Source organism: Cyclobacteriaceae bacterium, assembly GCA_013141055.1.
GTDB lineage: Bacteria > Bacteroidota > Bacteroidia > Cytophagales > Cyclobacteriaceae > ELB16-189.
Map to the genome: position 1 here is coordinate 2192873 of JABFRS010000001.1, position 23784 is coordinate 2216656.

The window sequence follows — 23784 nt, forward strand, 5'->3', positions numbered from 1 at the left end:
TTTACATGAATTCTGAAAACATTCCCTTTCAAACTATTGACTGGGGTTCGGTTGAAAGCATTGAGCAATCCGGAGAAACGGGTACTGTTAGCTCAAAAACAATTCAATATCCTGGTCTTCGGATTCGGTTAATTGAATACTCCTCCAACTATTCGGCAGATCATTGGTGCCATAAAGGTCATATTGTTCATTGTCTTGAAGGTTCGTTTACAACTCATTCTGAAAACGGCGAGAGCGTTCATCTTACTAAAGGAATGAGCTATGTTGTATCCGATGATCTCAGTTCTCATCGTTCCGTATCGGCTACTGGGGTTAAGCTAATGATTATCGACGGTGATTTTCTGAAGTTGAGACAATAAAAAACGCGACCTGTTTGAGATCGCGTTTAATATTTATTTCGTTCTGAATTTATTTACCTACAGAAATTCCTTTTCCCATTGCCATCATCTGTTGCATGGTGCGCTGCATGTTTTCTCCTGATCCATCAAGGAAAATAACATTTCCTTTACCTGCTTCTGCAAAATGCTTAATGGATTCTGTCCACATGGAGAATAAGAGAAAAGAAGAGTCGAGACTTGCTCCCTGCATTTCTTTCGCTGCCTGTGACATACCTTTTGCCACCTCCTCACGGAATAAGGCAACACCTTGTCCACGAAGAGCCGCTGCAATTTTTTCTGCTTCTGCTGCGATCTTGATTGCGTTACCTTCTGCTTCTGCAGCTTTGGTCTTTGTGATCAATAAAGCCTGACCTTCATTTTCGGCCGCTGCACGAAGATTGTTGGATGCTACTACCTGTGCCATTGACTTCATGATGGCGTCATCAAAAGCAATGTCATTCAATTGCAAATCCAATAAATGAAATCCCCAGCCTTCAAGTGTGTGATCGAGCTGCTCTTTCACTTCTTTGACAATCTCAGTACGGAGAGATAAAATTTCTGCTTGCTTTTTAGTTGCAACGAAACTTCTGATAGATCCTTCAATAGTGCGAATCAAAGCCTGCATAAAACTTCTTTCATCCATGAACTTGAACGCTACATTCTTTATCGTTTCCTCTTCCTGGTTATAGACCGCAAAAAGAAGCATTGCTTTGAAATTAACATTTGCTTGGTCAATGGTGGTTGCTTGAAATTCCAATTCAACAGAACGATTCTGGATGGATATCCTTTTATAGATCTGTTGAATGATCGGCAATTTAAAATTCAATCCTGGGCGCATGATGCGACTGTACTTTCCGAATACAGTAACCACCGCGATCGTTCCTTGCCGCACAGTGACAAAGCACATGAGCAAGAGAAGCGCCAGCAGTCCTAATAAAATAAGAGGTGCCATAAATGTTAAAGATTTGGGTTAAACGGGAGTGTTAAAGACCTGACAATGTTGCAAAAAAGAATTTGTAATTGCTATACGCATTTATGCGCATTCGTCACAAAAACTTGATGATTTCCTCAACCGGAGTTTCATTCTCAAACTTTTTTACCAACCGCTTTTCTTTTGAATAAATAAAAAGGGTGGGCGTACCCATGCTTCCCATCACATTTAAAACTTCAGGCAGATCCGCGCGTGCAAAAATTACGTTGGGCTGATCATTGAGATGGTAGGTTGAAGCAAAGTCTGTTATTTCCTTGTTGTCCCTGGCGGCAATAAAATAAATGGAATATTCTCGAAAAGCACTGAGATGTTGATAGATGTCGTCCGCTTCACGTTGACAATGATCACAGTCAGGGCTAAAGAAAACAAGAATGGTTTTTCCAGAAAGAGAATCTACCCTGATCTTTTCACCTGTCATGCGCTCAAGCCTTAATGCAGGCATCTCATTGACAACAACCTCTTCTGTCGTGCTTTCAGTCTTTTTATTTGAACAGGCGATCGCGAACAACAAAAGAAATACTATAATGAAATTTCTCATCGTGGATAAAAATATCTTAGCGTATGATAGACAAGCCAGAAGAGTATAGATAGTGAACCATATACTTTCAACACCTTGCTCCTGTTTTGAACGTCTTCCCACCAAAGCATTGCCCATGGTTTCATCAATCCAATGATCAGGAACAAAACGCACGTGAGCGTGAGCAGTAGAATGAATATTTCTAAGTAATACATCGGCGGTTCAAAGTTAAACAAGTTGATGCTTTCCTTTTGAATTTTCGGAATGCATTTGGAGCAGGCCGGGTGACAAGGTACTTTTGCAACTTTCCTGATGGATTTTTGAGGGCGGTTGATTTCATTTCGCTGTATAAATCTGATAGCCTGATTCAAAATCTGGCAGAGGGAATTCGTGCGTCTTCTTCAAAAACTCTTAAGCTAAAAGGGCTAACAGGAAGTCTGGATGCAATAATCCTGGCAGCAGCTTATAAAAGTGTCCGGTCCAGCCATCTCGTGATCATGCACGATAAGGAAGAGGCTGCCTACTTTTCCAATGATCTTCAGAATCTGCTCGATGAAAAAGAGGTTTTTCTTTTTCCGATGTCCTACAAAAGACCTTATGAGTATGATGAAACCGAAAATGCCAATGTGCTGATGCGAGCCGAGGCATTGAATCATCTCAGTGCTCATCCAGGTTCACAAATCCTGATCACCTACCCTGAAGCTCTTTCCGAAAAAGTTATTACCAAAAAATCTCTCGCTACCAACACTTTTGTTGTTCAGAAAAAAGAGAAGCTGGATCGTGAGTTTTTGGAAGAATTTCTTCACTCTTATGATTTTGAAAAAACTGATTTTGTTTACGAGGCGGGTCAGTTTGCCATTCGTGGAGGAATCATCGATGTGTTTTCTTTCGCCCACGAACTCCCCTATCGCATTGAGTTGTTTGGTGATGAAGTCGACAGTATCCGAAGCTTTGATCCTGGATCACAGCTTTCGGTTGATACACTCGACAAGGTAAGCCTCATGCCCAATGTGCAGACTCGCCTGGTTCAGGAAGATCGTCAATCACTTCTTGAGTTTATGACACCCTCCACCCGACTTTGGATAAAGGATGTAAAGCTCACCACCGACATTCTTGATAAGTGTTTTGAAAAGGCCAGCAATAGTTTTGATAAAATCGTTCGCGAAAGCGGAAGCGCAAAGCTTGCTCTTCAGCCCGATCATCTTTTCGAGTCTTCTGAATCATTTATAAAGCAGATTGCCTCATTTCCAATCATAGAATTCGGAAGTCGTTTCCACTTTACAACTTCAAAAAGTTTTGAGTTCAAATCAGCAACTCAACCTTCTTTCAATAAAAATTTTGAATTGCTGGCCAAAGATCTTTTGGACCACCAGCTTCAGGGATACTCAAATTTTATTGCGGCAGAACAACCCAAACAACTGGAACGTCTGCAGGGAATCTTTGAAGAGATTCATCCTGGTCTGAAATTTCAACCGCTTGATTTTCCCTTGCGTCAGGGATTTGTTGACCATTCTCTGAAAATAGTCTGTTACACCGACCACCAGATCTTTGAGCGCTATCATCGCTTTCGTGCAAAAGAAAAATTCAGCAAATCGAAAGCGATCACATTCAAAGAACTTCAATCCCTTCAGCCAGGAGATTTTGTAACGCATATTGATTACGGTATATGCAAGTTTGCGGGCCTTGAAAAGAAAGAAGTAAATGGTAAAGAACAAGAAGCAGTGCGTCTTGTTTTTCGTGATAATGACATGCTGTATGCAAGCATTCATTCACTTCATAAAATTTCCAAATACTCAGGTAAAGAAGGTGCTCCTCCGGTAATCAGTAAGCTCGGATCGGATGAATGGGAAAATAAAAAATCCAAAGTAAGGGGTAAGGTAAAGGATATTGCCCGCGAGCTTATTGAACTTTACGCCAAGCGAAAGAAAAATCCCGGCTTCGCCTTTTCACCAGATAGTTTTCTGCAAGCCGAACTGGAATCTTCTTTTATTTATGAAGATACTCCCGACCAGGCGAGCGCCACTGAAGACGTCAAAAAGGATATGGAAAACCCTCATCCCATGGATCGCCTGGTTTGTGGAGACGTTGGTTTTGGTAAGACAGAAGTTGCAATCCGGGCTGCATTTAAGGCAACGGCGGATGGAAAACAGATTGCCATATTGGTGCCCACCACTATTCTGGCGATGCAGCATCACAGGACTTTTGCTGAACGTTTGGCAAACTTCCCCGTGAAGATTGACTATGTCTCCCGCTTTAAAACTGAAAAAGAGATCAAAGAAATTTTAAAAGAAACGAAAGAAGGAAACATAAACATTCTTATTGGCACTCATCGAATCGTCAGTAAAGATGTGGAGTTTAAAAACCTTGGGTTGCTGATCATTGATGAAGAGCAAAAGTTTGGTGTAAAGGTCAAAGACCGTTTAAAAGAGTTAAGGATAAACATTGATGTGCTCACTTTAACTGCGACTCCAATTCCAAGGACGCTGCATTTTTCCTTAATGGGTGCACGCGATCTCAGCATTATTGCAACACCTCCACCTAATCGTCAGCCCGTAACAACTGAGCTTCATTCTTATAATGAAGAGATCATTCGAGATGCCGTTAGTCATGAGCTCAGAAGGGGCGGACAGGTTTTCTTTGTTCATAACCGTGTGAGTGATATTGAGAGCATTGCGAATGTGATCTATAAACTTGTGCCAGACTCCCGCATTGGTATTGCTCATGGACAAATGGAAGGCGATAAACTTGAAAAAGTTATGATGCGTTTCATAGATGGAGAATATGACGTTTTGGTTTCTACTAATATTATTGAGTCCGGGCTTGATATTCCAAACGCAAATACGATCATGATCAATCAGGCACACATGTTTGGTTTAAGCGATCTCCATCAGATGCGTGGAAGAGTAGGACGGTCTAATAAAAAAGCGTTTTGTTATTTATTAACTCCACCTGCATCGTTGCTGTCTTCTGATTCACGCAAACGTTTGGCAGCACTTGAGGAGTTTTCTGAACTGGGCGACGGTTTCAAAGTAGCGATGCGCGATCTTGACATTCGTGGTGCTGGAAATTTATTAGGTGGTGAGCAAAGTGGTTTTATCAATGATCTTGGGTTTGATACCTATCACAGAATTCTGGATGATGCCATTCATGAATTAAAGGAGAATGAATTCAAAGATCTCTTCACTGAAGAACTTTCTGAAAAAGCAAAGCTTGTCGTTCCTGACTGCGTGATTGAAACAGATCTTGAAATACTTATTCCTGAAAATTATGTAGCAAGTGTCCGTGAGCGCCTTCAACTTTACTCAACGCTTGATAGTATTAAAGATGAACCGACACTTCAGGCGTTTACTCTTTCATTGAAAGATCGCTTTGGAGAAATTCCTCCTTCTGTTTTTCAACTGATTGATACCGTCAGACTACGTTGGGCGGGTGAGCATCTTGGATTTGAAAAGATAAGTTTGAAAAACGGAAGAGCCAGAGCAACGTTTGTAGGAAACAACGACGAGTATTTCAAGTCGGATATCTTCGGAGGCATCCTGACTTTTGTGCAGACACATTCCAAACAGTGCCGCTTGAAAGATCAGACGGGGCGTCCCACTTTATTTATAGATAACATTGGTTCTGTAGAGGATGCATTGAAAATTCTGGGTCCTTTGATGGTTTTACTCACTTCTAAGGATGCGGCGACCGGCAAATAAAGTCGGACTGGCGAGAATTTCAGGGTTTAATAAGCAATCATTCACTGCAATACTTTACTTGACCTGCCGTTATTGGTGAACTGAAAAAAGCAGCGACCCCCTGACCTTCCATTAAGGATTCATCAAAAAATCGCTACGCTTTGGAAAACACGGAATTATCTCTTTATATTAGCGGTTGCTTTACTCCATAAAACAGATAAAATGAAGCAGATAAAAGGTCTCTTAGCAGTTGTTGGCGGCACAGTGGTAATCGCGTCTTGTTCACTCATTGGAGGAAACAAAAATGCAAAACCGACTGCCATTAATCCCGGTCAGCTTAGCACAGCTACCAACTTGAAATACAATGATGAGGAGACCGGTGGTTTCCAGGTCAAGGATTTCGAAGGTCAGCCTGATGCTCCAAATACCGTCTTTATTGAAGGAGGCCGTGCTGTCATGGGCTCTTACGAAGAAGATGTTATGGCATATCGCGATAACGTTGAGCGTACTGTTTCTGTAGCATCTTTTTATATGGATGAAACAGAAATTGCCAATATCCACTGGTTGGAGTACATGCATTATCTGGCGAAAGACTCTTCTCAGGAAGTATATCAGGCTTCTCTTCCCGACACATTGGTATGGGTTGGAAAGCTTGCATTCAACGATCCTTACGTAGATCATTACTTAAGATATCCTGGTTTCCGCTACTTCCCGGTTGTTGGTGTTAGCTGGACTCAGGCAACCAACTATGCTAGATGGCGTACCGATGCCGTTAACCGTGAGTTGATGAAAGAATCAGGTCAGGATCTTCCTGAAGTTCCGGCAGGTGGCAGAATTCCTCTTGAGTCTGGTGTTGTTATTCCTGCTTATCGTCTTCCAACAGAAGCTGAATGGGAATATGCTGCACAAGCTCTCATCGGAACTCAGTGGCTTGAAGAAATGCAAACTCACCAACGTATCTATCCTTGGGATGGACACGCTCTTCGTAATCCTTACGGAAAGCAAATGGGTTTCTTCCTTGCAAACTTTAAAAGAGGTCGTGGTGATTATGCGGGTATCGCAGGTCGTCTGAATGACGGAGCTCTCATCACTTCTTATATATATGAATTCCCTCCTAATGATTACGGTCTTTACAATATGGCTGGTAATGTGAGCGAGTGGGTAATGGATGTTTACCGTCCTCTTTCATATCAGGATTTCGATGACTTGAACCCAATCAGAAGAGATGGTTTCCTTGACGATGCAAAAGGTTATAACAGTGACTTTGAAAAAAATCCTCAAGGCTTTACATCATTGATCACTGACAAAGCTCGTGTTTACAAAGGTGGTTCATGGAAAGACGTAGCGTACTGGATGTCACCTGGTACTCGTAGATATCTTGATCAGGATTCTGCTACTGCAACAATCGGTTTCCGTTGTGCAATGATTCGCGCAGGTTCTAATTACTAGTCTTAAAAAATTTATAATGAAACCCTTCAGGAAACTGAGGGGTTTTTTTATGTCCATTCCACTGGCTGAATTGTTTGAATTCCTGTAAAATCAAGCGTTTTTACAATAATCAATGGTTACGGCTCACAGATCTTTTATTGTGCTTCCGCTAAACATGCAATGCTTAACTCGCTGCAGCCGCACGAAATCAAATGTTGACCACACGCTTCAATCGTCGCTCCCGTTGTAATCACATCGTCCACCAATAAAATTCGCTTGCCTTTCAAATCCGTTAAACTCTGTACAGAAAAAACATCTTTAACATTTTCCCATCGTTCAATCCTGTTCTTGTTCGTTTGTGTTACGGTTGACTGCATTCGTATTGAAATTGATTCATCCCATTGAATATTCATCGCCGCACTCAAACCCGAGGCAAGCATCGAACTTTGATTATACCCACGTTGCCGTTGACGTGAGGAGTGAAGCGGAACAGGAAGAATGAGATCAAACTCTCTTTCAAAACCGGATAAAGAAAGTTCTTTTCCAAACAATTGACCGAGCCTTACACCTACCTCAGGATGATTGTTGTATTTCAATTGATGTAGCAGATGTTGAACAATACCACGCTTCCGGAACTTCAGAAATGCCCATCCATGTTTCAATGGCAGTCGTCCTGTGAGCTTATTTTTAATCGGGTTTTCCGTACAAAGGTGATAGTTTGTTTTTGGCAGATTGCTTAGACAAGCGGTACAAAGCATATCTTCTCCTTTCACCAAAGAACCCGAACAGGCCAGGCAGTAGTGCGGGAAAAACAGTGAAATGAAATCCTCTACAATGGTATTTGATGATTGCATTTGATTTACGCCCCAGCGAAGGAGATATTTGATTTAAAATTTACTCACATGGATATTGTTAAGCAATTCGATGATTACCGGAGTCGCATGAACGAAAAGATTGCGGATGCCGATAATCTTATCATAAAACGCATTTTCAACCTGGACACAAATGCCTATGCTCCCGGGATTCTGGATGTCAAAACAAAAGAGCTCATTGGTCTTACTTGCTCCCTCGTTCTTCGCTGTGACGATTGTGTAAAGTATCACCTCGGCAAATGCAAAGAAGCTGGCTTCAAAACAGAAGAAGTAAATGAAGCCATGGGTGTTGCTACTCTGATTGGAGGGACAATCGTGATTCCTCATTTGAGAAGAGCTTTTGAATATTGGGAGGCGCTCCATGTTTAAACGCGACCTTGAAAATGAAAAAAACTGGCAGGCACTTCTTCTAGAGGTGCAGCGGATGCTTGGCGAAAAGCCCAAGGATCTTAATGGTGTTCTTTTCCTTATTGGCGTGCAGGAATTGGGTAAAGGCTACCAGCTTTTTACCAAGGAGCAAAAGCAGGACCTGATGCACATCGCCATTTGTAAGGTTCTCAGCTATTCGGGCTATTACGAACTTGAGGGTCAAGACGCAGAAGGCTGGCCACATTGGAAAATGGTTAAAAAGATGCCCCGATTTGACCTCCTTGAGCAGGAGAAGCTACTGAAAATGCATGTCCTTGAATATTTTGAAAAAGAATTTGATTGGACACCCCCTCCCCGTGAAAGCAGTATTTCGTGATGCCCACGGAATTCTTGATTGAATTCTTTAAGGGCTTGCTTATCTTTAAGTTATAAGTTTAAACTAACTACTCACTAGTTTCGTTTTCATCAGAGATGGGGAACCAGGTAAAGGTTGTAGATGAAAAGATTGCCTCCTTCCGAAAGAAATATTATCTAAACTTATTTCTTCGTGGAACAATTCTCTCTTTGTCGTTGCTGTTGGGATATTTTCTCCTGGCAACAGTCATGGAGTATAATCTATGGTTAGGCAAAGGTGTCAGGCTTTCACTCTTTATTCTTTTTTTTCTAACCGTTGCTTATTGCCTCTATCGGTTTTTGCGCCAACCTCTCACCTGGTGGTTTTCCGGTAACGGGATCGGGAAGGAGCAAAGCGCTCAAATTATCGGAAAGCATTTCCCAACAATTCAGGACAGGCTTCTAAATTTCCTCCAGTTATCATCTGTTACTGAAGGAAGAAGTGCTCTGCTCGAAGCTAGTCTTGAACAAAAGGCGTCCGCTTTTGAAAGTTTTGCCTTTGAAAGCATCATCGACTTCAGGGAAAATAAACGCTACTTAAAATATCTCGCGATTCCTCTTCTTCTGTTTGCTGCCATCTTCGTAATCAACGGAAGCATTTTTACACAAAGCGCTGATCGGATCATTCATTTCAATCAGGAGTTTTCTCCAAAAGCTCCTTTCGATTTCATTGTTAAAAATGAACAGCTCCTTGCTTTTCCAAATGAGGACTTCACATTGCGGATCAGCCTGAAAGGCGAGGCCGTTCCCGATGCGGCTTATATTGTTGTTAATCAGCAACGATTAAAAATGGAGGCAGAAACTCCTGGCGAATTTGTTTACACTTTTGAAAAACTTCAACAGGATTTCAATTTTCAGATTGAGGCGGCCGGATTTTATTCAAGTCCATACTCTTTAAGAATTGTTAATCGTCCTGAACTGTTAAACCTGAAGGTCCAGCTTCAATTTCCACGATACATCGGTCGTCCTTCTCAGGATCTTGTCAACGCTGGAAATCTTGAAATTCCTGAGGGAACCAGAATTAAATGGATGGTAAATGCTGCTAACACACGCGCGGCGGTTATTTCTTTCGCTTCTGGCAAAGGTTCAGAACCAATGCAACAGCTTGATAATCAATCTTTTGAATTCAATAAAAACTTCTTTAATCAGGACGAATATTCAATTGTTCTGGAGAATGAGAACAGCAAAAATAAAGATCGCATCGTTTATAGCATTGATGTGATCAAGGATCAATATCCATCCATCGTTGTTGAACATCTAAGGGATTCTGTTCTTTTCAAATCAATTATTCTTGCCGGAAATATTCAGGATGATTACGGCATATCACAGTTGGATCTTCATTATGAGATCAAGGGATCGGGTGATAAAGAGACGAAAGGAACTATACCATTAACGATTGACAATAAACAGTTTCAGCAGAATTTCTTCTATCCATGGATGCTGGACTCGCTGCATTTAGATGCCGGCGATCGCCTTCAATATTATCTTGAGGTTTGGGACAATGATGGAGTGCATGGAAGAAAGTCAACCAAATCGGCAGCTTACCAATTTGAACTTCCCCGTGCGGAAGAATTTAAAGCAGATATCAAGCGCTCCCAATCCTCCACGGAAAATGAGCTTGAGAAAAGTTTGTCAAAAGCAAAGTCTCTCAAAGAAGCAATTAATGAAGCTGAGCAAAAACTGAAAGGCAAGCAATCCCTGGACTGGCAGGACAAAAAAATGCTTGAGAATCTTATTCAGCAAAAGAAGAATCTTGATCAGAATGTGAGTCAGCTCCAGGAACAGAATAAATTACTGGAAGAGAAGAAGAAATCCTTTTCTGAGCAAAACGAAAAAATCCGGGAGAAGTCAGAACAGATACAAAAGTTAATGAACGAGCTTCTCAACGATGAGACTAAAAAACTTTTCGAAGAGTTGGAAAAAATGCTGAAAGAAAATCAGGATCCATCCCAGATTCAAAAGATGCTTGACAAAATGGATCGTCAGGAGATCAATCTGGAAAAGGGACTTGAAAGAACTCTCGAGTTATTCAAGCAATTGCAATATGACTATAAGCTTGATCAAGCCATTCAGGAAATAAAAGAGCAAAAAGAAAAGCAGGAAGAATTATTGGAAAAGACCCAGGAACTGGCAGGGGAGAAGCCTGAAAAAAAATCTGACAAGGGTGATGAAAAAGGCAAGGACGGGGATCAGAAGAACAAGGATAAGAACGATAAAGGCGATAAGCAGGGTGATGAAAAAACCGGGGATCAAAAGGGGAAGGAAGATGCTCCTTCGAGTGAAGAATTGGCGGAAGAACAGGAAAAATTGAACGAAAAGGCCGATGAGTTCAAGAAAACCATTGAAGAGCTCAATAAGATGGGTGAAGATCTTGATGAATCCAAAGATGCTCCCACAGAAGAAGAAATAGAGCAAATGAAGGATCTTCAGAAGCAAAGCAAAGAATCTCTTAAAGAAGGTAGTCCTAAAAAAGCTGCGGGTACTCAAAAGAAATCAGCTGAAAAAATGAAGCAGATGCAGCAGACTCTTGAAGGAATGCAAAATGAAATGTCAATGGAAATTGATCAGCAGAATCTTGAATCACTGCGTCAAATCATTCATGGTTTAATAAAACTTTCATTTGATCAGGAATCATTGATCAAAGATTTCAATGCTATTCAGCAAAGTGATCCGAAATATGTAACGCTTTCACAAAATCAATTAAAGATAAAGGACGACTCTAAAGTGCTGGAAGACAGCTTGTTAGCTCTTGCTAAAAAAGATCCTTTCATGGGTAATGTAGTCACACGTGAAATCGGAGAGTTGAATGGTCACCTGGATAAGGCTGTTGAAAATATAAAAGACAGAAAGAAAAGTAATGCGAGCACCGATATGCAATACTCTATGACAAGTATTAATAATCTTGCGCTGATGCTCAATGACCACTTTGATATGATGATGGATATGATGGCGAATGCTATGCCATCGAGTGGTAAAGGCAAAAAGAAAAAAGGACAACAGAGTCTTGGTGATATGCAGCAAAAACTTAATCAACAGATTGAGCAGATTAAGAACAGCGGAAAGAGCGGAAGACAATTATCAGAAGAGTTAGCAAAGATGGCGGCTGAACAGGAACGGATCAGAAGAGCTCTTCATGATATGCAGGAAAAGATGAAACAAAATGGAGGAAAGTCTATTGGCGGTGATCTGCCTGGTAAAATGGAACAGACCGAGATGGATCTTGTTAACAAACAATTGACTGAACAAACCATTAAAAGACAGAAAGAGATCTTGACAAGATTACTTGAATCTGAGAAGTCGATGAGGGAACAGGAGCAGGATGAAGAGAGAAAAGGAGAGGCTGCAAAAGAATATCAGAAAGAAATTCCGAAGGCGTTTGAAGAATACTTACGTTTAAAAGAAAAAGAAGTAGAATTGCTCAAAACCATGCCTCCACGCTTATACCCATACTATAAGAAAGAGGTGAATGAGTATTTTAAAAGACTTGGCAACCAGAAGTAACATTCTATGAAGAACATTCGGATTGAAGTACCTGCATTAACTGAGAATATCAGGATGATCGAAAGCTTCATTGATAATGCGCGGGAACAATTTCACCTGGATGATGATATCTACGGCAATATTATGATTGCTGTCACCGAGGCTGTCAACAATGCGATCAAGCATGGAAGTAATAATGACACCACTAAAAATGTTTTGTTGACTCTTAAGCTTGAAGACTCAATGATCAAGTTTAGAATTGAAGATCAGGGTAAAGGCTTTAATTATGAGAATTTACCCGACCCCACTTCTCCTGAAAACCTTGAAAAACCAGGAGGAAGAGGCATATTTCTCATGAAACATCTTTCCGACGAAGTCGATTTCAAAGACGGGGGAAGGATCGTTGAGCTTAGCTTTTACATGAATGCCTGATGGCAAACATTCACTTCTTCTCAGAAGGAATCTCTTTCAAATTTCCTCATCCAATTAAAACTGCCAAATGGCTTAAGAAGGTTGCTTCCAAAGAGGGAAGGAATATCGAATCCCTCACTTACATCCTTTGCTCAGACGACTTCTTAAAATCTCTCAACAAGCAGTTCTTAAACCATTCCACCTACACTGACATTCTCTCTTTTGATACTTCTGAGGGAGATCGAATAGAAGGAGAAATCTATATCAGTATTCCCCGGGTTCGTGAAAACGCCAAAAAATTTGGGCAGAGTTTTGACCAGGAACTAAGAAGGGTAGTAGTACATGGACTTCTTCACTTTCTAGGACACCAGGACAAAACGATTCAGCAAAAGACCCAAATGCGAATCAAAGAAGAAGCTTGCCTATCTTTGTGGAAATAAGTTTCACGTGAAACGGAATAGTTCTAAAGGATGGAACTGTTTCACGTGGAACGCACTTTTTAATCTATGTTTCCAGAATACGATGTAATTGTTGTTGGAGCCGGTCATGCGGGCTGTGAGGCTGCTGCTGCTGCTGCCAATATGGGGTCGAGGGTTCTATTGGTAACAATGAACATGGCAACCATTGGACAAATGAGCTGTAATCCAGCAATGGGTGGAGTAGCAAAAGGTCAAATTGTAAGGGAGATCGATGCTCTTGGGGGGTATTCCGGCATCGTATCGGACAAATCAATGATTCAATTCAGAATGTTGAATCGCTCAAAAGGTCCTGCTATGTGGAGCCCAAGAACTCAAAACGACAGATTGCGCTTTTCGGAAGAATGGAGATTAATGCTTGAACGCACTCCCAATCTGGATTTCTGGCAAGAAATGGTTTCGGGCTTGTTGGTTGAGAATAATAAAGTGGTCGGAGTAAAGACTGCCCTCGGGCTAGATATAAAAGGTAAATCTGTTGTTCTGACAAACGGCACTTTCCTCAATGGGAAAATCCATATAGGAGAAAAGAACTTCGGCGGAGGAAGAACCGCAGAAAAAGCCGCTACGGGACTTACTGAAGATCTGGTACGAATGGGCTTTGAGTCGGGAAGGATGAAAACAGGAACTCCTCCCCGTGTAGATGGCCGATCTCTTGACTACTCCAAAATGGAAGAACAAAAAGGAGATGAGAACCCAGGGAAGTTCTCCTTTCTTGAATCAACCAAAGCACCTGAAAATCAACTGAGCTGCTGGATAACCTATACCAATACTGATGTTCACGAAGAGTTGGAAAAAGGCTTTGCTCAGTCGCCAATGTTCCAGGGAAGAATTCAGGGACTTGGACCAAGATATTGTCCATCCATTGAGGATAAGATCAATCGCTTTGCTGACAGAGATCGTCATCAGATTTTCGTTGAGCCAGAAGGATGGAACACTGTGGAAATCTATGTCAATGGATTCTCAACTTCTTTACCTGAAGATGTTCAACACAAGGCACTAACAAAGATCCCTGGTTTTGAAAAGGCAAGGATGTTCAGACCTGGCTATGCGATCGAGTATGATTACTTTCCACCTACACAGCTTAAGCTTACATTGGAGACGCAACTAGTTGAAAATCTGTACTTTGCGGGTCAAATTAATGGAACAACCGGCTATGAAGAAGCAGCATGCCAGGGACTAATGGCAGGAATTAATGCTCATAACAAAGTCTTTTCAAAAGATCCATTCATTCTCAAAAGATCAGAAGCTTACATTGGAGTACTCATTGATGATCTTGTAAATAAAGGGACAACGGAGCCTTACAGAATGTTCACATCAAGGGCAGAGTATAGAATTCTTCTTCGCCAGGATAATGCTGACTTACGATTAACTGAGAAAGGTCATGCGATCGGCTTAGCCACTGATGACCGCCTGGCTTCGCTTCATAAAAAGAAAGAAGATCTGAAAACTATCCTTCACGATCTCGCAACGATCAAAGTATTGCCAGAAGAAATAAACGAGGGACTCGCTGGACTAAACACTTCGCCGATTCGCGAAAAAACTTCTATATCTAATCTTCTAAGGAGACCAGAAATAGGAGTGAATGAAGTTCAACAACTCCATCCATCATTGTCGCAATTGATCAACAAATTCTCCAAGGCTGTGGCAGAGCAAGCTGAAATTGTTGTGAAATATGAACCTTACATTGATCGTGAACAGAAAATGGCTGAAAAAATTGAAAGCCTTGACAATTACAAAATCCATTCTGACTTTGACTACGATCGTGTAAAAGCTCTTTCATCAGAGGCCCGTGAGAAATTAAAGAAAATGAGGCCTGCCACCATTGGACAGATGTCACGCATTAGTGGGGTATCTCCCTCTGATGTTTCAGTTATGACTGTTTATCTTGGCAAATAATGTCTCTTGAAAAAGTAGAAAGTTGTCCGGTATGCAGCGGAAAATCTTTTCATTCATTCTTGATTTGTAAAGATCATACAACCACTGGCGAGTTGTTTCATGTGGAACAATGCAACCAATGTAGAATGACGATTACCAATCCAAGGCCGAAGGAAGAAGAAGCAGGTAAATACTATCAATCAACCTCATACATCTCGCATACATCCACAGCTGCGGGAATAATGGATTATATCTATCTGATTGTCAGGCGATTTACTCTTAAGTGGAAGTATTCTCTGATTAAATCTCACATCCAAAGTGGTAAATTACTCGATATGGGTGCGGGCACTGGACATTTTCTCAACTACTGTAAAAGTGCAGGCATTGAAGCCTATGGCGTTGAGCCATCACAGGCACGAACAAGTGCTAACAACAATAATATATTTCAGGCTTTGAATGACCTTCCTGAAGCAAAGTTTCGCGTGATCACACTCTGGCACGTTCTTGAACATGTTTATGATCTTAAAGAAACTCTGACTCAACTCAAGAACAAGCTGGAAGAAAATGGCACCATTTTAGTTGCCGTACCAAACCTGCAATCTTTTGATGCAAAACATTATCAGGATCAGTGGGCTGCTTATGATGTTCCGCGACATGTTTGGCACTTTTCAAAGGAAAGTATGAAAGCTTTAATGGAAAATAACGGACTTCATGTTAAAGAGATTATTCCGATGAAACTGGATTCTTATTACGTAAGTCTTCTGAGTGAAAAGAATATCTCCAATGGAAAATTGTCTTTAACAGGAGTCGTAAAAGGAATTTGGAACGGATTAAGATCCAACCTGAAAGCGGGTAATGAAATGAACTATTCAAGTCTTATTTATATCATAAAAAAATGAAGAGCAGGATAATTAACGTCTTAATTTTCCTTTTGCTCTACAGTGCTTGCGCAACAATCACTAGTCCGAATGGAGGTCCCAAAGATCTCAAACCACCAAAGCTGGTATCATCAAGTCCATCCAATAATCAAAAAAATTTCCTGGGGGAAACCGTCATTCTAACTTTCAACGAATACATAAGGCTGAATAATCCTAAAGAAGAAATTATTATTAGCCCATCTGCCGGCAAGGAGGTTGAAATCAAAATGAGAAAAAATGAAGTCAGCATCAAACCCAAAGATGGTTGGAAGGGAGAAACGACTTACAGCATACAGTTCCGGGAAGGAATAAAAGATGCATCAGAAGGAAATGCTCCACTCAATTTAAAGCTCGCATTCAGCACAGGCGATATCATTGATTCTCTCAAACTAAGTGGAAAAGTCTTTGATCTTCCAAAAGGAATCGCCGCCGAAAAAATAACGGTCGCAATCTTTGAAGCTGACACCTTTGACATTTTCTCTGATAGTCCGTCCTACTTTACTAAGACAGATAAGGCGGGAAACTTCTCACTTGAGAATATTAAAGAAGGAGTTTATAAGATCTATGCCTTTGATGATAAAAACAAGAATTTGAAAGTTGAGAGCAGAGCAGAGCGCTATGGCTTCGTCGCCGATAAAATTGACCTGAAGCACAACACCGATTCTCTTGATATGGGACTCGTCATGATGGATTCAAGACCGCTTAAGATCAACAGCATTCGAAGCCTCGGAATAAAATCCAGATTACGATTCAATAAATTCATCACTGGATACAAGATCGAAGGCGACAGCAACACCATCAATTCCTTTGGAGACGATCAGGCAGAAGTTCTCTTCTGGAATCCCCCTACGCTTGGCGACAGTATAAAGCTTCGCATAACAGCCATTGATAGTTTATCGAATGTGACAGACTCAATTTTCTACATTAAAAAAACTCCGAACCAACCAAACAATGATGCTTTCAAATGGTCTACTTCCGATCCAACGCTAGAATCTGAAACTGGAAAATTTAAGGCTATCATGAATTTCAATAAACCTATCACAACCATAAACTTTGATAGCGTTTATATTGAAAGAGACACTGTCAACGTGATACCGATCACCAAAGAAGACATAACGATTGATAACCAGAAAAAAACTCTGACCATTGAAAAAGAGCTGGATAAAAAATTATTCAAGGCGGAAAAAGATCCGGTGTTCATATTAAAAACCGGAAAAGGTTTTGTTTACACAATTGAGAACGATACAAGCAAGGCCACAAGCAGACCAGTCTATACACTATGGCCGGAAGATTCCGGAATAGTACTGGTTGAAGTAACTACCTCGGAAAAAGATTTCATCATTCAACTAGTCTCCAGCGATGGTAAAATAGCCGCCAGTGTGAGGAACCTCAAAACATTCTCATTCAAAAACATAAACCCCACAGAATACCAGCTTAGAGCGATCGTTGATACCAATAAAAACGGAACGTGGGATCCTGGAAATATCTTCAAAGGCATTGAACCAGAAAGGGTGATTTATTATAAGAACTCCGAAGGGGCAAGATCATTCCCCCTGAGAGCCAACTGGGACGTGGGTCCACTCATCCTCAGGTTCTGATAACTTGTGGATAAATAACCATAAGTACAGGATCATTCAATAAATTTGAAAATGAGTGGAGGGAACGTGGGTAAAATGCACAGCAAAGCAAAGTTGTCCACACCTGTGGATTTGTTGAAGACATCCATTAACAAAACCGAATTCTGTTAAGAGTTGGTTTAACATTGACGATAAGAGCCAGTTGGGTCTAAAACTACCAACACATTATGCACAATTCACTGACAAAAAGAAATCAAAAGATGCTATCCACAAATGCACAAGGACAATTATTACTATTTTTTATTATTTCTAAAATATAAATCATTAATACTGTCATGTGTATTGTGGGTAACTATTTCGCTGTCTGGATTTGCCCAGGAATCAGAGGTTAGAATTGCCAATGAATATTTTTTAAAAGGCGACAAGGAAAAAGCTCTGGTGATGTATCAGGCTCTCTCAAAAAATGTTGAAAACATCCCGGCCATTCATGCCAACTACCTAAACCTTTTACTCGACCTTGGAAAATTCAAAGAGGCTGAGGACTATGTTGAAAGAGTGTTGAGAAAACAGGATGACCGCATCACATATCGTGTTGACCTGTTAATTGTATACGTGCGGTCAGGAGATCTTCCAAAGGCTGATAAATATTTTAAGGCGCTTGTAAAAAATTCTTTGCCAGATGTGTACAAAGCGAAATCCATTTCCGATTATCTCGCTGCGCACAATCTTCCGGAGTATGCAACTACTACTTTACTGGAGATCCGCCAGTCGCTTAACAATCCAGCGATCTTTACTCTCGAAATGGCTAACCTTTATCGAATGCAGGGGAAAAGGGATAATATGGTGGAGGAGTATCTCAATTATATCACTCAATCTCCAGCCAATATTAATTATGTAAAAAATCTTCTCCAGTTATTTCTGAATAAGCCGGACGAGCTTGAGTCGTTGGAAAGGATGTTGTATGATAAAGTTCAGAAATTTCCTGACTCGGAAGTTTATTCCGATTTGCTGATTTGGGTGAACCTTCAACAGAAAAATTTTTACGGTGCTTTCATTCAGGCAAGAGCTTATGATAAGCGATTCCGGAAGGAGGCTTCCAAGACATTGGAAATCGCACAGATCGCCTTGAATAATAAAGACTATGAGAATGCTGACAAGAGTTTTTCATATGTCATCAAAGAATTTGCCAACACCGACAATTATCTACCCGCTCGGTTGGGTCTCATCCGTGCACGGGAGGCTAAAGTGAAAAGAAAGTTTCCAGTTAACCGGGATTCTGTACGATATCTCACGAAAGAGTACCTGTCTTTTATTTCACGCTATCCTGACAATGGCAATAGTTATGAAGCCGCTGTCAACGAAGCTCTCCTTCACGCTTACTTTCTTGACGAAAAAGATTCTGCTATTTCGAAACTGACACTCATAGCCAACCATCCCAGGGTACCCGCTTACCTTAAATCAAAAGCTAAACTTGAACTTGGCGATATCTATCTTCTTAAAGAGGAGCCATGGGAATCGACATTGCTGTATTCTCAGGTTGAAAAAAATCAAAGGGATGCACCGCTGGGATATGAAGCTAAGCTGAGAAATGCGAAGCTTTCATATTATAAAGGAGATTTCAGATTGGCTCAGGAGCATTTGGATATTCTGAAACAGGCGACGACACGGGAGATAGCAAATGATGCAATGGAATTGAGCATGCGCATTAAGGAAAATACAGCAATGGATTCTGTTGGCGTTTCCCTGAAAGAGTATGCCGCTATTGAATTGCTTCTGGTCCAAAATAAAACGGACGAGGCACTTTCACGCTTGCAGGCTTTTACAGGATTGACAAAAGTTAAAATATCAAAAAAGGAAGCCACCAATAGAAACATCAAATGGACACCTGATCAGGTTGCGAATGACTCCATACTGGTTGATGCCCCATCCATGGTTACAAGCTCCATCAAAGATGATGTGTATATGCTTGAAGCTAATTTGCGAATCAAGCGGGCAGAATTTGAGAAGGCAGTGGTATTACTGGAGAAAATTGAAACAGAATTTCCAGAGGATATTCTGGCAGATGACGCTTCTTTTATGAAAGCAGATATCTATGAGCACTATTTAAAGAACAAAGAGAAGGCGATGGAAATCTATAGGATCTTTCTGGACAAATACCCTGGTAGCGTTTATGCAGCGGAAGCCAGAAAAAGATTCCGTACGTTGCGTGGAGATTTTCAGGGTGATAAAATTGTTCCTTAACAAAACGTATTCTCCCTTTCCCCTTTATGTTCAAACGAATTTTTCTTCTCCTCACTGGCGCTTTACTGGTACTGATTGCAGTACTTCTTTTCAACACCTTTCAATTCAAATCGAAACAACTGGATGTTGAAGCGGTTGCGGCACCGGAATTTTCCCCAACATCACTTCAGCATCTTCAGGAAGCCATTCGATATAAAACCATCTCCTATGATGACCCAAAGCTGTTTGATTCAATACAGTTTTTGAATTTTCATAAATATCTCGAAGCAACATACCCAAAGGTGCATGCGAACCTGACACATGAGACCGTAGCAGGCTATAGTCTTCTTTATAAGTGGAATGGTAGAAACGCATCTTTAAAACCAATCATTTTAATGGCGCATCAGGATGTTGTGCCCATTGAAGAAGCCACGCAGACGATGTGGTCCGTTGATCCTTTTGGAGGAGAGATGAAGGATGGTTTTGTCTGGGGACGCGGGACAGCAGATGATAAAATTAATGTCATTAGCATTTTTGAATCAGCTGAAAAGTTGTTGAGCGAGAATTTTCAACCGGAGCGAACAATATATTTTGCTTTCGGACACGATGAAGAAACTGGTGGAAAGGGAGCGATTGCAACCGCAGCATTGCTAAAGTCCAGAAACATTACAGCAGATTTGATTCTTGATGAAGGTGGGATTGTTACAAAGGATAAAATTCCGGGCATGACAAAACCCGCCGCGCTTATTGGAACATCTGAAAAAGGATACTTATCACTTCAACTGACAGCAGAAAAAAACGGTGGTCACTCATCGATGCCAGAAGCGGAGACATCCATTGACATTTTATCAAAAGCGATTATTCGCTTGAGAGAAAATCCATTCGACCCAAGATTTTCTGAATCAACTCAGGGATTTATGGAGCACATCGGACCAGAGATGCCATCTTTTCAAAAGATAATTTTTGCGAATCGCTGGTTATTTGAAGGAGTGATCATTGGAATTTATGAAAAGACCGGTGGGGGAAATGCAATCGTGAGAACCACAGTAGCCCCAACAATTATTAATGCCGGAATGAAGGATAATGTTATTCCAACGATTTCAAAAGCAATCATAAATTTTCGTTTGTTGCCTGGCGACAATTCCCAACAGGTAATCAATCGCGTGAAAACCACCATCAATGACGAAAGAATTAAAGTAGAAATACACGGAGGATTTATTGGTGAGCCAACCGGCGTTACATCTGAGAACAGCTTTGCTTATAAAAAAGTCGATGAAATAACGAAGAGAACTTTTGCAAACACAATTACTACACCTTTCCTGATGATAGGAGGAACAGACTCACGTCATTATGGAGAAGTTTCGGAAGGCATAATCAAGTTCAGTCCGATGACGGATCCTATTGGATTTCATGGTATAAATGAAAGAGTTAGCCTTGATGCTTATAAAACAACTCTTTGGTTCTATGAGCAACTGCTTCGTAACACCCAGTAAAGTATTATTCGCTCCGTAAGGATTTTATTGGATCATTGGAGGCTGCCTTAAACGATTGGAAGCTCATGGTGAACCAGGCAATCAAAAAGGTAAACACTCCAGCAAGAAGATAAACAAAGATTCCAATTTCTGCCTTGTAGGTATAATTCTTCAACCACCAATCCACACCGAACCAGGCGAGCGGCACAGCAAGCACGAAAGCAATGACAATAAGCTTTCCGAATTCTTTTGAAAGAAGAATGATAATGCTGCTGACGGAAGCACCCAAAACTTTTCTAATGCCTATTTCTTTAGTGCGCTGTTCAGCAGTAAAAGAAGTTAAAGCAAACAGTCCCAGGCTTGCGATCATAATTGCGAGCACCGCAAAAATTGAAAAGATATTTCCCAGGCGCTGCTCACTATCATACATCTTACCGAAGTCTTCATCGAGAAAGGAATATTGAAAAGGTTGTCCAGGAGCAAGTTGTTTCCAGATCTTTTCAATTGATTGAATGACTTCCCGGGAGTTGCTTCCATTAAATCGGAGGCTTACAAATCCGTCACTTTTATCAAGGAACAAACCCATGCCGGAAATACTTTCTTTCATCGATGAGAAGTGAAAACTTTCGATGACGCCAATCACAGTCCAGCTGATAATATTGTCAGGATTCGGTGATCCATTAGAGAGAACGGCAAAGGAACTTATTTTTTTTCCGACAGGATCTTCACCAAGACCTAACTTTTGAACGGCTTCTTCATTAAGGATCACAGCAGAAGAGTCGGACGGGAATTGTTCAGAAAAATCACGACCGGATTTAATCTTCATTTTAAAAGTTTTCACATAATCGTGGTCCACATCCCAATTTTGAATCCCCACCAGATTATCAGAGCTCGGAGGATTTCCTTCCTTCCAAAACGAATTATTGTTGCGTGAGCTGTTTTCATTTGTAACAGGAAGGAAGCCGGAAATAGAAACGCTTTCGATAGAATTTATTTTGAGTGCTTCACTTTTAAACGTTTGTACTTTATTTGGACGAAGAGCATACGCATCGTGCACAATCAATACCTGACTTTTGTCAAAGCCAAGTTTTTTGGTCTGTACGAAACTTAACTGACGATTAACAGTAATGGCGCCGACAATCAGGAAGATGGATATTACAAATTGAAAGACAACGAGACCGCTGCGGATAAAGCCACTCTTTGATCCTAACGCAACCTGTCCTTTTAAAACCTGAGCAGGTTTAAAAGCCGACAAGAAAAAAGACGGATAAACACCAGCAGCAACGCCAATCAATAATGCTGCTCCAAAGAGGATCAGATAAAAAGCCGGGCTTGAAAAAGGAATATGAAGTTCCTTTAAAGAAAGAGCGTTGAATACGGGAAGAAAAAAGAACGCAACACCAATGGCAAAGACGAATGAGAATAGAGTGATAAGGGTTGACTCTGTTAGAAACTGCCAAACAAGATATGAACGTAAGGAACCCATAACTTTTCTGACACCAACTTCCTTTGCGCGATTGCCAGATCTGGCAGTCGACAAATTCATAAAATTGATACAGGCGATTGTGAGAATGAAGAGAGCGATCGTGCCAAAGAGATAAACATATGTAATGCTTCCGTTTGGTTCGAACTCACCTTCCAGGTCTGAATGAAGATGGATATCCAGCAAAGGAGAAAGAGAAATTTCATACTTGTTACCTGCAGCTTTAAATTTTTCCATGGTGAAATCACCACCCAGAACTTTTGCGAGTTGTGGTTCAATATATTTTTTAAGGAATACAGGAAGTTTTGATTCCAGCTCTTTGCCGGATGCTCCTTCTTTCAGTAAAAGATATGTTGTGAAATTGTTGCTAAGAAAAACAGGTGATTGTGCTTCACGTGCTACGGGCCAATTACCAACCATGGCAAACAGAATATCAAAATGAAAATGAGATGCTTGCGGAATATTCTCATACACAGCCGTGATCTTAGCATTGTATTTATTATCCATGATCATAGACTGACCTAAAGCATCCTTCCCCGGAAAATATTTGTCGGCTATACGTTTACTGATCGCGATGCTGGCAGGTTGAGTTAAAGCAGTTTTCGGATCACCCTGAAGTACCTTGACGGAAAAAACTTTGAAGAATGTGCTGTCAGTCCACATTACATTATGCTCCTTTATATTTTCAACACCATCAGCTGCTCTCACAAGGTAAGATCCGTAAGAACGAAATCTGACGGTAGCTTCTATTTCAGGATAATCCTGCTGAAGAGCATTGGCAACAGGAGCAGAACTGAATAGCATCTTGTGATTCTCACCACCAAACGTTATTTCATTCTTTACTCTGTAAATGCGATCGGCCTTTGTATTATAGGCATCATATCCAAGCTCATCTTTTATGAACAGCACGATGATAAGGCACGCAGCCACACCAACAGCCAATCCGGCAATATTGATGAAGGAATAAAATCCCTGTTTGCGCAAATTGCGAAATGCTATGGTTAAATAGTTGCGGATCATGATACGAGCAGTTGAATTTTCAGAATGTAAAGTTTGCTTTTGAATATTTGATAGCCCTCGATTGTTGCCAAAAGTTTTCAGCACAACCTGATAAGCGTCAATAAATTTTTTTCCATGCTCCATTTCGACTTCCACAGACGAGCAGACATGATCAATAAGTTCTTCCTGAATACCGTCAGCGATGATGCCGCGATAATTCAGATCTTTAATGATATAATCAATATGGTCT

17 protein-coding genes are annotated in these 23784 nt (G+C 40.9%); 13 read left to right on the top strand and 4 right to left on the bottom strand.

Features of this window, described 5'->3' with window-relative positions; translation table 11 throughout:
- The first annotated feature begins 5 nt into the window (after positions 1 to 5).
- A complete protein-coding gene (locus HOP08_09845; protein NOT75219.1) occupies positions 6 to 359 on the top strand; it encodes a DHCW motif cupin fold protein in 354 nt (117 codons plus the stop codon).
- Positions 360 to 408: 49 nt separating this feature from the next.
- Here the strand turns inward: HOP08_09845 and HOP08_09850 are convergent, their stop codons facing one another.
- A complete protein-coding gene (locus tag HOP08_09850; GenBank protein NOT75220.1) occupies positions 409 to 1329 on the bottom strand; it encodes an SPFH domain-containing protein in 921 nt (306 codons plus the stop codon).
- Positions 1330 to 1423: 94 nt separating this feature from the next.
- Positions 1424 to 2059 (bottom strand): redoxin domain-containing protein, encoded by a 636-nt coding sequence (locus HOP08_09855; protein ID NOT75221.1) that lies wholly within the window; start codon positions 2057 to 2059, stop codon positions 1424 to 1426.
- Between the two features lie 146 nt (positions 2060 to 2205).
- Here HOP08_09855 and mfd point away from each other — a divergent pair, with 146 nt between their 5' ends.
- Positions 2206 to 5583 carry a transcription-repair coupling factor gene (mfd, locus tag HOP08_09860; GenBank protein ID NOT75222.1) on the top strand — a complete coding sequence of 1126 codons (3378 nt, stop codon included), beginning with the start codon at positions 2206 to 2208 and terminating at the stop codon, positions 5581 to 5583.
- A 201-nt stretch (positions 5584 to 5784) separates the two neighbouring features.
- Complete coding sequence (gene gldJ, locus HOP08_09865) at positions 5785 to 7011, top strand: gliding motility lipoprotein GldJ (protein ID NOT75223.1); 1227 nt, start codon at positions 5785 to 5787, stop codon at positions 7009 to 7011.
- 134 nt (positions 7012 to 7145) lie between these two features.
- Here gldJ and HOP08_09870 read toward each other — a convergent pair whose 3' ends face one another.
- On the bottom strand, positions 7146 to 7844 hold the full coding sequence (locus HOP08_09870) for a ComF family protein (GenBank protein ID NOT75224.1): 699 nt from the start codon (positions 7842 to 7844) through the stop codon (positions 7146 to 7148).
- A gap of 48 nt (positions 7845 to 7892) precedes the next feature.
- On the opposite strand from HOP08_09870, the gene HOP08_09875 reads away from it, so the two are divergent.
- The 10 genes from HOP08_09875 (at position 7893) to HOP08_09920 (ending at position 21073) form a co-directional block, all read left to right on the top strand.
- Positions 7893 to 8231 carry a carboxymuconolactone decarboxylase family protein gene (locus tag HOP08_09875; protein ID NOT75225.1) on the top strand — a complete coding sequence of 113 codons (339 nt, stop codon included), beginning with the start codon at positions 7893 to 7895 and terminating at the stop codon, positions 8229 to 8231.
- The gene (locus tag HOP08_09880; GenBank protein NOT75226.1) at positions 8224 to 8607 is read left to right on the top strand and encodes a hypothetical protein; all 384 of its coding nucleotides are present in this window, start codon (positions 8224 to 8226) and stop codon (positions 8605 to 8607) included. The genes HOP08_09875 and HOP08_09880 overlap by 8 nt, the downstream gene beginning before the upstream one ends.
- 317 nt (positions 8608 to 8924) lie before the next feature.
- Positions 8925 to 12125 carry a hypothetical protein gene (locus HOP08_09885; protein NOT75227.1) on the top strand — a complete coding sequence of 1067 codons (3201 nt, stop codon included), beginning with the start codon at positions 8925 to 8927 and terminating at the stop codon, positions 12123 to 12125.
- A gap of 6 nt (positions 12126 to 12131) precedes the next feature.
- Positions 12132 to 12536 (top strand): ATP-binding protein, encoded by a 405-nt coding sequence (locus tag HOP08_09890; protein ID NOT75228.1) that lies wholly within the window; start codon positions 12132 to 12134, stop codon positions 12534 to 12536.
- Positions 12536 to 12955: an rRNA maturation RNase YbeY gene (ybeY, locus tag HOP08_09895; GenBank protein NOT75229.1), complete on the top strand. Its 420-nt coding sequence runs from the start codon at positions 12536 to 12538 to the stop codon at positions 12953 to 12955. The genes HOP08_09890 and ybeY overlap by 1 nt, the downstream gene beginning before the upstream one ends.
- A gap of 66 nt (positions 12956 to 13021) precedes the next feature.
- Positions 13022 to 14887, top strand: a complete 1866-nt coding sequence (gene mnmG, locus HOP08_09900) for a tRNA uridine-5-carboxymethylaminomethyl(34) synthesis enzyme MnmG (GenBank protein ID NOT75230.1) — start codon at positions 13022 to 13024, stop codon at positions 14885 to 14887.
- Between the two features lie 125 nt (positions 14888 to 15012).
- Positions 15013 to 15765 carry a class I SAM-dependent methyltransferase gene (locus HOP08_09905; GenBank protein ID NOT75231.1) on the top strand — a complete coding sequence of 251 codons (753 nt, stop codon included), beginning with the start codon at positions 15013 to 15015 and terminating at the stop codon, positions 15763 to 15765.
- Positions 15762 to 17381 (top strand): hypothetical protein, encoded by a 1620-nt coding sequence (locus HOP08_09910; GenBank protein NOT75232.1) that lies wholly within the window; start codon positions 15762 to 15764, stop codon positions 17379 to 17381. The genes HOP08_09905 and HOP08_09910 overlap by 4 nt, the downstream gene beginning before the upstream one ends.
- Before the next feature lie 420 nt (positions 17382 to 17801).
- The gene (locus HOP08_09915) at positions 17802 to 19601 is read left to right on the top strand and encodes a tetratricopeptide repeat protein (GenBank protein ID NOT75233.1); all 1800 of its coding nucleotides are present in this window, start codon (positions 17802 to 17804) and stop codon (positions 19599 to 19601) included.
- A 26-nt stretch (positions 19602 to 19627) separates the two neighbouring features.
- Positions 19628 to 21073: a M20/M25/M40 family metallo-hydrolase gene (locus HOP08_09920; GenBank protein ID NOT75234.1), complete on the top strand. Its 1446-nt coding sequence runs from the start codon at positions 19628 to 19630 to the stop codon at positions 21071 to 21073.
- Between the two features lie 4 nt (positions 21074 to 21077).
- Here HOP08_09920 and HOP08_09925 read toward each other — a convergent pair whose 3' ends face one another.
- A complete protein-coding gene (locus tag HOP08_09925) occupies positions 21078 to 23555 on the bottom strand; it encodes an FtsX-like permease family protein (GenBank protein ID NOT75235.1) in 2478 nt (825 codons plus the stop codon).
- Positions 23556 to 23784 lie beyond the last annotated feature (229 nt).

Excerpts from the sequence above, each read along its gene's own strand:
- HOP08_09910 (NOT75232.1), top strand. The coding sequence starts at position 15,762 with ATGAAGAGCAGGATAATTAACGTCTTAATTTTCCTTTTGCTCTACAGT.
- HOP08_09875 (NOT75225.1), top strand. The coding sequence starts at position 7,893 with ATGGATATTGTTAAGCAATTCGATGATTACCGGAGTCGCATGAACGAA.
- HOP08_09850 (NOT75220.1), bottom strand. The coding sequence starts at position 1,329 with ATGGCACCTCTTATTTTATTAGGACTGCTGGCGCTTCTCTTGCTCATG.
- gldJ (NOT75223.1), top strand. The coding sequence starts at position 5,785 with ATGAAGCAGATAAAAGGTCTCTTAGCAGTTGTTGGCGGCACAGTGGTA.
- HOP08_09870 (NOT75224.1), bottom strand. The coding sequence starts at position 7,844 with ATGCAATCATCAAATACCATTGTAGAGGATTTCATTTCACTGTTTTTC.
- HOP08_09845 (NOT75219.1), top strand. The coding sequence starts at position 6 with ATGAATTCTGAAAACATTCCCTTTCAAACTATTGACTGGGGTTCGGTT.
- HOP08_09915 (NOT75233.1), top strand. The coding sequence starts at position 17,802 with ATGTATCAGGCTCTCTCAAAAAATGTTGAAAACATCCCGGCCATTCAT.
- mnmG (NOT75230.1), top strand. The coding sequence starts at position 13,022 with ATGTTTCCAGAATACGATGTAATTGTTGTTGGAGCCGGTCATGCGGGC.
- HOP08_09925 (NOT75235.1), bottom strand. The coding sequence starts at position 23,555 with ATGATCCGCAACTATTTAACCATAGCATTTCGCAATTTGCGCAAACAG.
- HOP08_09880 (NOT75226.1), top strand. The coding sequence starts at position 8,224 with ATGTTTAAACGCGACCTTGAAAATGAAAAAAACTGGCAGGCACTTCTT.
- ybeY (NOT75229.1), top strand. The coding sequence starts at position 12,536 with ATGGCAAACATTCACTTCTTCTCAGAAGGAATCTCTTTCAAATTTCCT.
- HOP08_09920 (NOT75234.1), top strand. The coding sequence starts at position 19,628 with ATGTTCAAACGAATTTTTCTTCTCCTCACTGGCGCTTTACTGGTACTG.
- HOP08_09905 (NOT75231.1), top strand. The coding sequence starts at position 15,013 with ATGACGATTACCAATCCAAGGCCGAAGGAAGAAGAAGCAGGTAAATAC.
- HOP08_09890 (NOT75228.1), top strand. The coding sequence starts at position 12,132 with ATGAAGAACATTCGGATTGAAGTACCTGCATTAACTGAGAATATCAGG.